Genomic DNA, 13598 nt, shown 5'->3' with positions numbered 1-13598 from the left:
TAAAAATCATGAAACCTGCAGCATTTAAACTGGCCGGGCTGGCGCTCTCTCTGTCTCTGGCATGGGGTTCTGCCCATGCGGAAGCGTTACGCATCGCTGCCGACGCCGTGCCACACGCGGAAATCCTGAACTACATTAAAACCTTTGATCCAAAGCTGGACATCAAGGTAGTGGAGTTGACCAGCGGCGTTAATGCCAACGAGCTGCTGGCTAACGGCGACGTTGACGCTAACTACTTCCAGCACGTTCCGTATCTCAAAGATCAGGAGAAAGCGCTGGGCAAAACCTTTGCCGTCGCGGCGACGGTGCACATTGAACCGCTGGGCATCTACTCGCGCAAATATAAAGATCTCAAGTCGATTCCAGACAACGCCACGGTGGCCGTGCCGAACAACACCACCAACCTGAGCCGCTCCCTGTTCCTGCTGCAAAGCCAGGGGCTGATTAAGCTCAACGCGAAGTTCACCGATCCGGCCACCACCCTCGCCACGCCGAAGGACATTGCCGAGAATCCAAAACACATCAAAATTCTTGAGATTGAGTCCCCGCAGATCCCGCGCTCGCTGGACGACGTCGATCTGGCGGTCATTAACGGCAACTATGCGCTGGAGGCGGGCCTGACGCCAGCTAAAGATGCGCTGGGGCTGGAGAGCGCCGAGCATAATCCCTACGCCAATATTCTGGTGACCAACCCGGCGCTGGCTAACGATCCACGCATTAAGGAGCTGGCGAAGGATCTGACCTCGCCGCAGGTGGCCGAATTTATCCGTAAAAACTACAACGGCTCGGTTATTCCGGTCGCGCCGCAGTCATGATTGTGATTGAAGGGCTGAGTAAAACCTATGCCGGAGCAGGCCGACCGGCGCTGAACGACATCTCGTTAACCGTTCCCGAAGGGGCCATTTACGGCATTCTCGGGCGCAGCGGTGCGGGTAAAAGCACGCTGATCCGCTGCCTGAATCTGCTGGAGCGGCCAACCCATGGCCGTATCCTGGTCAACGGGCGCGACATTACCGGTTTCGATAAAGCCGCCCTGCGCGCGCACCGTCTGCAAACCGGCATGATTTTTCAGCACTTCAATCTGCTGCACGCTCGCAGCGTGGCGGACAACGTTGCCGTGCCGCTGGAGATCGCCGGCGTAGCCAAAGCGCAGCGCCGGGTACGAGTCGATGAGCTGCTGCACCTGGTAGGGCTGAGCGATAAGGCGCAGGCCTTCCCTTCGCAGCTCTCCGGCGGGCAGAAGCAGCGCGTCGGTATCGCCCGGGCGCTGGCGGCGCGTCCGCAGGTGCTGCTCTGCGACGAAGCCACCAGCGCGCTGGATCCCGAGACCACGCAGTCGGTGCTGAGCCTGCTGGCGGATATCAACCGTCAGCTTGGCCTGACCATTGTGCTGATCACCCACCAGCTGGAGGTGGTAAAAAGCCTCTGCGATCATGCGGCGCTGCTGGAGAACGGCGAGCTGATTGAAAGCGGAAAGATTGCCGATCTGCTGGTCACACCGTGGTCGCGCCTGCGCCAGGCGCTGCTGCCCGATCCGCAGGCGGAACGTCTGTTTTTACAACGGCACGGCTTAAACGGGAGGCCGCTATGCGTAGCATGAGCTGGGAGGAACTCTGGCCGATGCTGCTAAACGGCACGCTGGAGACCGTCTACATGGTGGCGCTGGCCGCCTTTTTCACCGTGCTGATTGGCCTGCCCATCGGCGTTTTACTCTATATTTCACGGGCGAGCGGCCTGCTGCCGATGCCTAAAATCAATGCCGTGCTGGGGACGATAATTAATATTGGCCGCTCGCTGCCGTTTATCGTGCTGCTGATTGCCCTGATCCCCTTTACCCGGCTGCTGATTGGCACCACCCTGGGCAGCACCGCCGCCGTGGTGCCAATCACTATCGGCGCGTTTCCCTTCTTTGCCAGGCTGACGGAAAACGCGCTGGACGAGGTGGACTATGGCCGTATCGAGGCCATTTTGTCGATGGGGGGCGGCGTCTGGCACGTCATCGCCAAAGCGCTGCTGCCGGAGGCGCTGCCAACCCTGCTGGCGGGGATCACCCTCACCATCGTCATGCTGATTGGCTTCTCGTCGATGGCGGGCGTCATTGGCGGCGGCGGGCTGGGAGATCTCGCGATTCGCTACGGCTATCAGCGCTTCAATGACCAGGTGATGGTGGGTACGGTCGTCGTACTGGTGGTGCTGGTGCAGGGGGTACAGATGACCGGCGATCGCCTGGTACGTCGTCTGGCGCACCGCCGCTAAGCCTACGCTTTTATTATTAAACATTGTCCTTTAGCAAATTTTGGCGGGAATTAGCAGAGGATCGCCGCAGATAATGGTATAACCATGCCCTATTCCTGCTGCTGATCTTTTTCGCCATATATCAAAAAGGAATGTTTGATGATGACAAGCCGACGGCTAGTAAACATAGTCACCTTTCTGCTGCTCCTTGCAATGCTTATCCCACTCGGGCTGAGCATCTGGCTGGCGCATCGCCAGGCGCAGAAAACGGTTATACAAGAGGTGGACGACTATGCCAACTGGGTTGTGATACGTACCCAAAAAGTGGTTCAGCAAGCCAAATTAGCCCTTAATGATATCGATCAGTTTACGGGCACGCCCTGTAGCCCTGAGCATCTAATGGCCATGCGCAGAGTGGCGTTCTCTAACCACTATGTGCAGGAGATAATCTACGTAAACGATCGGCAACCTCTCTGCTCGTCGCTGGAAAGCAACAGCCAGGAAGGCAGGCTACCGTCGCCAGAGAGGATCACCCCGGACGGCTATCGGGCCTGGCTCACGTCCCAGAACGACATTGGCATAAAGCGTATTATGGCCGCGCTGGGCAGCAAGCACCATGTGGTGATGCTCGATCCTCTGTCGTTTATCGACGTCCTGACGTTTGGCGCCTCACCTATTAAGGTGTCGCTGGTGAGCATGACCACCAACCGACTGATTGCCAGCAGCGGCGGGTTCAATCCCGCTGTCTGGCAACAGGCGCAGCAGAGCACGCTGACTCATTTCCAGCAGAAGGGAACCCTATACGACGTACGCCGCTTTCCCGAGCTCGGGCTAGCCATTATTACCGCCGCCTCTCTCGCCCCGCTGCAAAAAAATCTGTACCGACAGTTGCTCATTTGGCTGCCGATTGGGGTACTGATGAGCCTGGCGATCGCGTTTCTTTTGTTACGCGTGCTGCGCCGCATGCAATCGCCCCATGCCCGGATGCGGGATGCCATTAAAGCCCGCGACATCGTGGTCTACTATCAGCCGATTATCGCTCTGGACAGTGGAAAAGTAGTCGGGGCCGAGGCGCTGGCCCGCTGGCCGCAGGCTGATGGCCGCTTTCTCACCCCAGATATTTTTATTCCGCTGGCGGAGCAGTCGGGCCTGATGCCGCAGCTCACGCAGCTGATTATTGAGACGGTATTTAGCGATCTGGGACCGTGGCTACAGCGCCATCCGGATCTACACGTTTCGATCAATCTCGATCCCGACGATCTGGTCTCGAAGAGCCTGCCTGGGCTACTCAGCACGCTGCTGGCCCGCTGGCAGCTCAGCGCCTCGCAGATTGCGCTTGAGATCACCGAGCGTGGCTTTGCCGATCCTAAGGTGAGTTCGCCGGCCATTTCCGAGCTTCGCCGCGCCGGGCACGCCATCTATATTGATGACTTCGGCACCGGCTACTCCAGCCTAAGCTATTTGCAACATCTGGAGGTCGACATCCTGAAGATCGACAAATCCTTCGTTGATGCGCTGGAGTACAAAAACGTCACGCCGCACATCATCGAGATGGCAAAAGCGCTGGGGCTGGCGATGGTCGCGGAGGGGGTTGAGACCAAAGGCCAGCTGGAATGGCTGCGCAATCACGGGGTGCAGTTTGTTCAGGGGTGGTTCTACAGCAAGGCGCTGCCGAAGGAGGCGTTTATGGCATGGGCCGAAGAGAACCTCCGGCCCGGTAAGGCTACGCCTGACGCCAGCTGAAGGCGTAGCGCACGCGCTCTTCAGCGAGGATAAACTCTGGCGACACGCTCGGACTCCACGAGTCGTCGCCGCCTACGCCCATATGAAACGCGTCGAGGTTAAGCCAGCAGCCCTCCTCTTCGCACAGCAGATGGTGATGGGTTGTTTCATAAAGCTGACGCTGACCGTAGCGGCTCAGGGAGAAGTGGAAGCGCCCGTTAAGCCGATGCGCGCCGTAATCCAGCTGACGGGTATCGCAGCGCAGGCCGTTATCGCTGGGAAAAATATAGGGCGTATGCAGCGCGCTCAGCGGCAGCGTCCAGCGTCCCTGGCTCGCCGCCAGCTTGCGGTCGGGGTAGTTCTCATGCGGCCCCAGGCCCAGCCAGCTGACGGACTCCTCCACCGCAGCCAGCTGGCAGCTGAGGCCTATTCTTGCAGGCGGCGGGGCGTCGGTAGCAATCTGCACCTCAACCTCGCCGTGCAGCACGCCATGAGTGTCAATGCGCCAGCGCTTATCGCTGATAAACAGCACCTTATCCTCATGGGACCAGGCGTGCCGGGTAGTAATGACCACCTCTCCGGCGCTCTCCTGTGCCGCGCAGTGCAGCAGACGCGGCGTCATGGCATACATACCTGCCGCCTTCCAGCGTTCAACCCAGGCGTTGGGATCGATCCGCGTCACCTCGCTAATGCCAATATCGTTATCAAGCGGCGCGCGGGTGAACTGATCCCGAACCGGCGTCAGCAGCGTCGACGTCTCGCCGCACCACCACTGCTCCAGATCGCCGCTTTGGCGCGAGAAGTGCCAGCGCCGATCCTGCCAGCTGACGCTATAAGCCTCGTCGCTGGTTGCCAGCGTCGCGCCTGGGCCTGCCTCCTCCTGCGAAGGAATAACCAGCGGCGCAGGCAGCCGCCACTGATCCCACGCGCAGCGGTGGTTATCCGGCGACCATGCGGTAGCCCGCGGCTGATAAACCTCAACGTTAAGCCATATCTCTCCCGTTACAGCCGACAGCGCAGGCGCATCAATCTCCAGACGCTGCACGCCCTGAGGCAGGATCGCTAGCGACTGCTCGCCCTCGGCAAGCACTTCGCCGTCGCGGGCAATGTGCCAGCGCAGCACCTCGTTATCCGTCTGGCGGAAGAGGTACTCGCTGTGGATCTCAACCACCAGCGGCGCGGAGCTAATCAGGCGGAACTGGAAAAACTGCTGTGCGCGCTGGGCCTCATAGAGGGCCGGATGCGGAGTACGATCCGGGAAGACCAGTCCGTTCATGCAGAACTGGCGATCGTTCGGGGTATCGCCAAAATCGCCGCCGTAGGCCCAGAAGGCGTTACCGTTTTCATCCCGCTTCGTTAGCGCCTGGTCGACCCAGTCCCAGACAAAGCCGCCCTGCAGACGAGGATTGTCACGAAACGCCTGCCAGTATTTGGCAAAGCCACCGAAGCTGTTACCCATCGCATGGGCGTACTCGCAGAGGATCAGCGGGCGCGTCTCGTCCGGCAGGGCGATCCACTTCTTAATCGACCACTTTGGCACCGCGGGGAAAGGCTGGTCCATATCGACGCGGGCATACATCGGGCAGATGATATCAGTGGCGGCCGTGTTCGCCCCGCCGCCCTCGTACTGCACCGGACGCGTCGGATCGCTGGACTTCACCCAGCGGTAGAGCGCGTCATGGCTCGCACCGTGGCCGGACTCGTTCCCCAGCGACCAGATAATAATGGAGGGATGGTTGCGGTCGCGCTGCACCATGCGGGTGACACGCTCGCTCATGGCAGGAAACCACTGCGGATCGTCCGCCAGGCGGCTCATCGGCACCATGCCGTGGGTTTCAATATTGGCTTCGTCGACCACGTAGAGTCCGTAGCGATCGCACAGCCGATACCAGAGGGGATGGTTCGGATAGTGGGAGCAGCGCACGGCGTTAAAGTTATGCTGCTTCATTAGCTCGATATCCCGGCGCATGGTGGCCTCGTCCACTGCCTGGCCGTTTTCCGGGTGATGCTCGTGACGGTTAACCCCGCGGATCAGCAGCGCCTTGCCGTTGACCTTCAGCTGACCGTGGCTAATCTCCACCTTGCGGATGCCCACGTCGCAGGCTTCGACCTCCAGCAGACGGCCCTCGGCATCCAGCAGCGCGACGGTGAGTCGGTAGAGATGCGGCGTTTCTGCGCTCCAGAGCTCCGGCTTATCAACAGCGAGATCGACGCTTAGCCGCTCGGCCCATGCCCCGCGCTCATCTACAATCGCGCTGCCGGGACGCTGCTCTGCGCAGGCGATCTGCTCCCCGCCGCGCCACAGGGCAACGGCCACCCGGCAGTCGGCGAGCTCCCCGGCAAGCTGCACGGTGGTGCTTATCCGGGCATGGTTAAACTCGGCGTTAAGCGTAGTCTCGACCCGGAAGTCGCTGATGTGGGTGGCAGGCTTATGCAGCAGCACTACGTCGCGGAAGATACCGCTCATGCGCCACATATCCTGATCCTCCAGATAGCTGCCGTCACTCCAGCGCAGCACCATCACCGCCAGCCGGTTTGCACCGGGCCGCAGCACCGCGCTGAGATCGAACTCTGCGGGCAAGCGGCTATCCTGCGAGTAGCCAATCCACTTCCCGTTGCACCAGAGATAGAAGGCCGAGTTGACCCCTTCAAAAATAACCCGCGTCTGGCCGCTCGCCAGCCATGCCGCATCCACGTCAAACGTCAGCGAGTAGCAGCCGGTAGGGTTCTCCGCAGGGACATACGGCGGCGTGACCGGGATCGGGTAGGTGACGTTGGTGTAGATCGGCGTATCAAAACCCTGCATCTGCCAGTTAGAGGGAACCGGCATCGCAACGGCAGCCTCGCAGTCCTCCTCTATCCATGACGCTGGCACCGCTTCCGGGGCGGAGTAGAAGCTAAACTGCCACTCGCCGTTGAGCAGCCGCCACGAGGGCGAGCCGCTGTCATGGCGCGCCTCGTCAGCGTCACGCCAGCTGCGCAGAGGGACGTGCATCGGCAGGCGATTCCAGTGAGTCACAACCGGGTTTTCCCAGTCGCGGCGGGCAAGCAGGGTGTTCAGGGCAGCAGCGGACATGTCGACCTCATGATTTTTGCGAAGCGCTCACAATTTTCTGTACGATGCCCTGACAAGGGAGAAAGGTAAAGGAGCGCCATCGCTATAAGCGGGAGCGATCACAAAAGCGAAAGGGTTTTTAGGCCGAGCTGCGAATGACCAGCGTCACCGGCAGCAGCGTCTGGCTTAACTCATCCGTGGGAGGCTGAAGCAGCCAGTCAACGCTGCGCTCTCCTGCCTCTTTAAACGCCTGACGTATCGTGGTCAGCGGCGGCGTATACCACGCGCTGTCAGCGGTATCGTCATAGCCGATAACCGCGATCTGTCCGGGCACGGCGAAGCCCTTTTCCGCACAGGCGCGCAGGACGCCAAGCGCCATCTGATCGTTCGCCACCAGAATGGCTTCGGGCAGCGGTTGGGAGGCCAGCAGCCGCTGCGCTTGTTCATACCCTGAGGCCGCGCTCCAGTCGCCGTGCGCACTGGCTGCTGGCGTAACCTGTGCGTTTTCCAGCGTCTCCAGCCAGCCCGCAAGGCGCGCCCGGGCTGACACCGAGCCCGGCGGCCCGGCGAGCAGGGCAATAACGCGATGGCCCAGGGCCAACACGTGCTCTGCCCCCAGCCTTGCCCCTTCAGCGGCATCAAAGACCAGGCTATTCACCTGCGCTGTCGGGCTGACGTCGAGAAACAGCGTTGGCGTCGGACACGCCAGCGCCGCCAGCTCTTCGGCCTGGTCGTCCTCCAGCGGCAGGTTGATCAGCAGCCCGGTGACCCGCTGAGCCAGTAGCTCTTGCAACGCCAGCAGGCAGGCCGCCTGGGTCGCCTGTTCCGGCATGGCGATAATAACCCCCGCCCCGGCCTGTGCGGCGCGATTTTTCACCGCCGAGGCGATCTGGGACGGCGCATGGAGAGCCAGATCGCTGGTGAGCAGCCCGAGGGTGCGGCTACGTTTGCCCGCCAGCTGCTGCGCGCCCCGGTTAGGAACGTAGTTCAGCTCGCGCATGGCAAACAGCACCTTCTCGCGGGTACGTGTTGAGACGTGCTCCGCCTGGTTAATGACGCGGGAGACGGTCTGGTAGGAGACGCCCGCGAAACGGGCGACATCGTAAAGCGTAATGGATTTCATGGCGTTGCCTGGCAGCCAGCGTGCCACCAGTGTAACCCAAACCGTTCACCGTTGCTGTGAGCGCTTCGCGGGTTTACAACGCGCTCTCCTGCGGCTGAGTGACGGGCGCAATCGGGGAGGGCTGGCGAAACCACGGCAGGCAGAGCTGGATCAGCGGGCCAATTGCCAGGGCGTAGAGCACCGTTCCGACGCCAAAGGTGCCGCCCATTGCGCAGCCCAGCAGCAGGACGCTCACCTCAATGGCGGTACGTACCACGCGCACCGACCAGCCGGTGCGGGCGTTGATACCGGTCATCAGGCCGTCGCGCGGGCCCGCACCGAATCCAGCACCGATATACATGCCCGTTGCCAGCGCGTTGACCACCACGGCGGCAGCCAGCAGCAGGCTGCGGGCCAGCAGCGACTCCAGAGGAGGCATCAGGGCCAGCGCGGCGTCCGCCGCTAATCCAATCATCACCACGTTACTGATGGTGCCCAAGCCCGGACGCTGACGCAGGGGGATCCACAGCAGCAGCACCAGCGCGCCGACGGCAATCATCACCACGCCAATATTGAGCGAAAGGAGCTTCGCTACGCCAAGATGAAATACGTTCCACGGATCGGCCCCGAGATCCGCCCGAACAAACATGGCGGTAGAGACGCCGTAGAGCGTCAGGCCGATATAGAGTTGCAGGAGTCGCCGCAGCATAGTTCACCTCGTTCAATCAAAGAGAGTGACATCCTCTCTCTTAGTGGCATTATCATTAATGACCAGTTTTGAAAAAGTGGACTGCCTATGTCATCACGTCGATTTGGAAGCCAGTCGCTGGTACGCCTGCTAGGCCAGTGGCAACATACCCCGTCGCGCACGCCGCTCTGGCAGCAGCTTGCCCAGGCACTGCGGATGCTGATCCTTGACGGTCGCCTGGCGCTGGAGACTCGCCTGCCGGGCGAGCGCGAGCTGGCTGCCGCCCTCGGCATCAGCCGCACTACCGTAGCCAGCGCGCTGGCTCAGCTGCGGGACGAGGGCTTTCTCCTGAGCCGCCAGGGCAGCGGCTCCGTCGTGATGCTGCCTGAAAGCAGCCGCACGGTGCCGACCCGTACCCACTCCGGCAGCGCGCTAGATCTCTCCACCGCCTCGCTGGGGGCCAGCCCGGAGATCCATCAGGCGTATCAGCAGGCGCTGACCGCGATGCCGCAGCACTTCGGCTCTACCGGCTACGATCAGCAGGGATTGCTGACGTTACGCGAAGCCATTGCTGCCCGCTACGCGGCGCGCGGCCTGCCGACCCGGCCTGATGAAGTGATGATTGTTAACGGGGCGCTCAGCGGTTTTGCGCTGATCCTGCGTCTGCTGACCGGACCAGGGGATCGGGTGGTGGTGGATCACCCTACCTACCCGCTGGCGATAGCGGCGATTGAAGGGGCATCCTGCCGGCCGGTTGGCGTCGCACTGCCTATGCAGGGCTGGGATAGTGACGGGCTGGCAGCGACCATCGGCCAGACCTCGCCGAGGCTCGCCTACCTGATGCCGGACTTTCATAATCCCACCGGCCGCTGTATGGATGCCGCAACCCGGCAAACCGTGGCGGAGATTGCGGCCCGCACGCGCACCACGCTAGTGGTGGACGAAACCATGACCGATCTTTGGTATGACGCCCCTCCCCCGCCCCCGCTGGCTGCTTTTAGCCCGGATGGGTCGGTAATTTCGCTCGGCTCTGCCGCCAAGAGCTTTTGGGGTGGTCTGCGGCTGGGCTGGATCCGAGCCCCGGCCCGCACTATCGCCTCACTGGTACAGATGCGTGACACGATCGATCTGGGTACCCCGGTGCTGGAGCAGCTCGCCGCCCGCTGGCTGATTGAGAACGGGGAAACCTTTTTGCCCGCTTATCGATGCATGCTGGCCACACGCCGCGACGACTGTCTGCGCCTGATGCAGGCATTTTTTCCAGAGTGGCAGACGCAGATCCCGCAGGGCGGACTTTCATTTTGGGTGGAGCTGCCGGAAGCGCTGGCGACGCGATTTGCCACCGGCGCGGAGAGCGTGGGTATTCATTTGGGAGGAGGAACGCGCTTTGGTCTGGCGGGCGCATTTGAACGTTATTTACGGATGCCGTTTACCCAGCCGGAAGCGATCCTGCAGGAGGCATTTATGGCCTTACAGCCAATATGGTCTCCGCTAATTAACCAGCCGCAGATTATACGGCAACGGAAATATATTTAATGTGACAGCGATCGGTTTACCGATCGCAATATCATTACTGCCGGGGAATAGGAAAACCTTTCAGGGCAATAATAAAACGCTCGCCCTGTTTTTTTATTTTTGCGCCGGCATCACACCACTCTGATGCTATACGAAAAAACTCATCGGTCCCGACATTCCAGTTCAGACGAACCTGTTTAACGTAGCCTGAGCGCAGCTGCTCGCAGGCTTCAGCATAGTTGCTGGCGGTTGACTGTAGGGGTTTCATTTTTTCTTCTTCAGCAGTTTACGTAACGCCTTGATCTCTTTCACACTCAGGGCCGATGCGTTCTCTTCTTCCGTATGCTGGCTATCGATATCTTCCTCGGAGACGTCGCCCTCGTTTGATTCAAGCGCGAGCAGGAGTAGCTTTTCGGTTGCCGTGCTAAGGTTCTCATTATTCGCCTCTGCATACTGGCGAAGTTTCTCTTTTACTGCTTCGTCAATTTTAACGTTTAACACTGCGCTGACCATGAGTATCCCTTTCGGTATAAATGAGACGAGTAATTAATACACCAGCTTTTACCGTTGATCCAGAAATAGTTTTCTTAAAACATCGTCGATCACATTACTGTAATAATACTGTGGCAGGAATATATGACAAAAAAATGACACTGACATTTCAGTTTAATGACAAATCGATGTCAGGCAATACGACAGAGGCGTGATCTTCCGCGGAGAGCAGAGAATCGTTTAACGAATGCGATGTTTATTAGAAGCGAATAGCGTAGCAAACCGCAGAAATGGGTGGGGGCCCTGCCAGCTACATCCCGGCACACACGTCATCTGCTCTGGCTGCTTCCTTCCGGATCTGACCTGGTAAACAGAGTAGCGTTGCGGGAGAACCAACAGGGCCCCCATTGAGAGCGTTGTTAACCAACGCGCGGTCGCATTATCACTGTATGGCCCGGCAATTGCAAGCCGCGGCCTGCTGGATGCTGGTTTATTGCGCAACCGCCTCTTCACAGGCTCGCATGCGCTGATTATGCTGGTAAGAGACTCTTCAGGAAACCGTTATGGCAGACAACGACTCTTTTCCCCAGCGGGTATGGCAAATCGTTGCCGCGATACCGGCTGGCTCGGTGACCACCTACGGCGAAGTAGCACGGCTGGCGGGTTCACCCCGTGCGGCGCGCCAGGTAGGCGGCGTACTCAGACGCCTGCCAGAGGGCAGCACGCTGCCGTGGCATCGGGTGGTGAATCGTCAGGGGCAGATCTCCCTCACCGGGCCGGATTTACAGCGCCAGCGTCAGGCCCTGCTCGCCGATGGCGTTCAGGTGACAGGCAGCGGACAGATAGATTTAACGCGGTATCGTTGGGTCTGGTAAAAAAAGCTGCCCGGCTGCGCTTCGCTTGCACGAGCCTACATCCCGCACCGTGCTCACTGTAGGCCGGGCAAGCGTTAGCGCCGCCCGGCGTTGCAGCTCAGGCACCGTCACGCCCGGTGGCGCTTCGCTTACCGGGCCTACATCACGCATCGTGCCAACGCCGCCCGGCATAGTCAGCAGGCAAAAAAATACCGGTCAGCGTTAACTGACCGGTACTGTTTTCCCGAGACGCGCTTTGAGCGTTACAGCTGCGTCGGTGCAGGGGTTGCCGAAGAGGGGCTAACCTGCGTTGGCGAGGTAGACGGTACGGTGGTTGCCGCCCCGCCGCCCTGCTGCATCGGCAGCGCCGTCTGCTGGACTGGTACCAGGTTCAGGTCGATACGGGTACCGCCCTGGTTAACGGCTGGCTTAATCCCATCAGTAATAAACACCAGCTTATTATCAACCGTGATCGCTGCGCTCAGCAGAATACGGGCGTCTGGCTGCACCAGCGCCGGGTCAAACGGCAGTTCATAGCTGAACGGAGCCTGTTTACCTTCGGTACGAACGGCACGCTGGGCGATCACTTTAGACGGCACATCAGCCTGTGACGCGTCGGCCAGGGTAACGGTCAGTACCGCATCCGGCGGCAGAGCCACCTTCTGACGGATCCAAATCGTACCAGAGACGTTAGGCTGCTTAATCACAGACTGCGTTGAAGCAATAGAGGCATTCGGGTTTGGGGCGGGCGTCTGGATATCTGCGCTTTTATCGGCACAGGCAGCCAGAGAAACGGCAACCGCTAAACCACTTAACATGTGCACGAGTTTCATTGAGTTCTCCTTATCTTCAATGCACCAGCAGGTATGACGCCCGCCAGAATTAGTGGTTAACACTTAAATCGTATCGAACGCCAGTAAGTGTGGCACACATCACTGATTTTTGCCTGGAAACGGCCATGTATTCAGATTTTTGCACCCATCGGACCACTTGCATTTCTGGGTTATACTCTGCCTGTATCCGCCCCGGTCGCTTTTATTTTATTGAGGACACCTATGAGTCAAGCGCTGAATAATCTGCTGACGTTGCTTAATCTGGAAAAAATTGAAGAGGGTCTGTTTCGCGGTCAAAGCGAGGATTTAGGCCTGCGTCAGGTCTTTGGCGGCCAGGTTGTCGGCCAGGCACTCTATGCCGCAAAAGAGACCGTTCCGACGGATCGTCTTGTTCACTCATTCCACAGCTACTTTTTACGCCCGGGCGATAGCCAGAAGCCGATTATCTATGACGTCGAAGTGCTGCGCGACGGCAATAGCTTTAGCGCCCGCCGGGTCGCCGCCATCCAGAACGGTAAGCCCATTTTTTATATGACGGCGTCGTTCCAGGCTCCCGAGCCGGGCTACGAGCATCAGAAAACGATGCCTGCCGCCCCTGCCCCGGATAACCTGCCGTCGGAGACGGACATTGCCCGCTCGCTGGCGCATCTTCTGCCGCCACAGGTAAAAGAGAAGTTTCTCTGCGAGAAGCCGCTGGAGATCCGCCCGGTTGAGTTCCATAACCCATTGAAAGGCCATGTGGCGGAACCGGCCCGCCAGGTATGGATCCGCGCTAACGGTACGATGCCGGCGGATTTCCGCACGCATCAGTATCTGCTGGGCTACGCCTCCGACTTTAACTTCCTGCCGGTGGCGCTCCAGCCGCACGGCGTTGGTTTTTTGGAGCGAGGCATGCAGGTTGCTACGATCGATCACTCAATGTGGTTCCACCGCCCGTTCGATATGAACGAGTGGCTGCTCTATAGCGTAGAGAGTACCTCCGCCTCCAGCGCACGCGGGTTTGTACGCGGTGAGTTCTATACTCAGGATGGCGTGCTGGTCGCATCCAGCGTGCAGGAAGGGGTCATGCGTAACCGCAATGAGTAAATAAAAAAACCTCCCG

The 13598-nt window shown here is 59.7% G+C and carries 13 protein-coding genes and 1 other RNA gene; 7 read left to right on the top strand and 7 right to left on the bottom strand.

Annotated features, from left to right (window positions below; all coding sequences use genetic code 11):
* The first annotated feature begins 8 nt into the window (after positions 1-8).
* From EV102420_RS11010 to pdeB, 4 genes are all read left to right on the top strand, one after another.
* Positions 9-815, top strand: a complete 807-nt coding sequence (locus EV102420_RS11010; RefSeq protein WP_042391635.1) for a MetQ/NlpA family ABC transporter substrate-binding protein — start codon at positions 9-11, stop codon at positions 813-815.
* Positions 812-1600, top strand: coding sequence for a methionine ABC transporter ATP-binding protein (locus EV102420_RS11005; RefSeq protein ID WP_077776525.1), 789 nt, complete (start codon positions 812-814; stop codon positions 1598-1600). The genes EV102420_RS11010 and EV102420_RS11005 overlap by 4 nt, the downstream gene beginning before the upstream one ends.
* The gene (locus tag EV102420_RS11000; RefSeq protein WP_165570663.1) at positions 1597-2256 is read left to right on the top strand and encodes a methionine ABC transporter permease; all 660 of its coding nucleotides are present in this window, start codon (positions 1597-1599) and stop codon (positions 2254-2256) included. Before EV102420_RS11005 ends, EV102420_RS11000 begins: the two co-directional genes overlap by 4 nt.
* A 141-nt stretch (positions 2257-2397) precedes the next feature.
* A complete protein-coding gene (gene pdeB / locus EV102420_RS10995) occupies positions 2398-3978 on the top strand; it encodes a cyclic di-3',5'-guanosine monophosphate phosphodiesterase PdeB (protein ID WP_042391951.1) in 1581 nt (526 codons plus the stop codon).
* Here the strand turns inward: pdeB and EV102420_RS10990 are convergent.
* The 3 genes from EV102420_RS10990 to yczE form a co-directional block, all read right to left on the bottom strand.
* Positions 3959-7033, bottom strand: a complete 3075-nt coding sequence (locus EV102420_RS10990) for a beta-galactosidase (protein WP_042391631.1) — start codon at positions 7031-7033, stop codon at positions 3959-3961. The genes pdeB and EV102420_RS10990 overlap by 20 nt on opposite strands.
* Before the next feature lie 118 nt (positions 7034-7151).
* The gene (locus EV102420_RS10985; RefSeq protein ID WP_042391949.1) at positions 7152-8135 is read right to left on the bottom strand and encodes a LacI family DNA-binding transcriptional regulator; all 984 of its coding nucleotides are present in this window, start codon (positions 8133-8135) and stop codon (positions 7152-7154) included.
* A 73-nt stretch (positions 8136-8208) separates the two neighbouring features.
* Positions 8209-8823 (bottom strand): membrane protein YczE, encoded by a 615-nt coding sequence (gene yczE / locus EV102420_RS21875; RefSeq protein ID WP_042391629.1) that lies wholly within the window; start codon positions 8821-8823, stop codon positions 8209-8211.
* An 87-nt stretch (positions 8824-8910) separates the two neighbouring features.
* On the opposite strand from yczE, the gene yczR reads away from it, so the two are divergent.
* Complete coding sequence (gene yczR / locus EV102420_RS10975) at positions 8911-10338, top strand: MocR-like transcription factor YczR (protein WP_042391628.1); 1428 nt, start codon at positions 8911-8913, stop codon at positions 10336-10338.
* A 34-nt stretch (positions 10339-10372) separates the two neighbouring features.
* On the opposite strand, the gene EV102420_RS10970 is transcribed toward yczR, so the two are convergent.
* The 3 genes from EV102420_RS10970 to ffs form a co-directional block, all read right to left on the bottom strand.
* Positions 10373-10585, bottom strand: a complete 213-nt coding sequence (locus EV102420_RS10970) for a hypothetical protein (RefSeq protein ID WP_042391626.1) — start codon at positions 10583-10585, stop codon at positions 10373-10375.
* Positions 10582-10830 carry a hypothetical protein gene (locus EV102420_RS10965; protein ID WP_042391624.1) on the bottom strand — a complete coding sequence of 83 codons (249 nt, stop codon included), beginning with the start codon at positions 10828-10830 and terminating at the stop codon, positions 10582-10584. The genes EV102420_RS10970 and EV102420_RS10965 overlap by 4 nt, the downstream gene beginning before the upstream one ends.
* 280 nt (positions 10831-11110) lie before the next feature.
* An RNA gene (ffs, locus tag EV102420_RS21365) (signal recognition particle sRNA small type) lies at positions 11111-11207 on the bottom strand.
* A 165-nt stretch (positions 11208-11372) separates the two neighbouring features.
* Here ffs and EV102420_RS10960 point away from each other — a divergent pair.
* On the top strand, positions 11373-11684 hold the full coding sequence (locus EV102420_RS10960) for an MGMT family protein (RefSeq protein WP_042391623.1): 312 nt from the start codon (positions 11373-11375) through the stop codon (positions 11682-11684).
* 242 nt (positions 11685-11926) lie between these two features.
* Here EV102420_RS10960 and EV102420_RS10955 read toward each other — a convergent pair whose 3' ends face one another.
* A complete protein-coding gene (locus tag EV102420_RS10955) occupies positions 11927-12496 on the bottom strand; it encodes a YbaY family lipoprotein (RefSeq protein WP_042391620.1) in 570 nt (189 codons plus the stop codon).
* A 222-nt stretch (positions 12497-12718) separates the two neighbouring features.
* On the opposite strand from EV102420_RS10955, the gene tesB reads away from it, so the two are divergent.
* On the top strand, positions 12719-13582 hold the full coding sequence (gene tesB / locus EV102420_RS10950) for an acyl-CoA thioesterase II (protein WP_042391618.1): 864 nt from the start codon (positions 12719-12721) through the stop codon (positions 13580-13582).
* Positions 13583-13598 lie beyond the last annotated feature (16 nt).

It is taken from the genome of Pseudescherichia vulneris NBRC 102420 (assembly GCF_000759795.1).
Classification (GTDB): Bacteria; Pseudomonadota; Gammaproteobacteria; order Enterobacterales; family Enterobacteriaceae; genus Pseudescherichia; species Pseudescherichia vulneris.
Note: the sequence above shows the minus strand (reverse complement) of the source record. Positions and strands in the feature narration are given on the sequence as shown.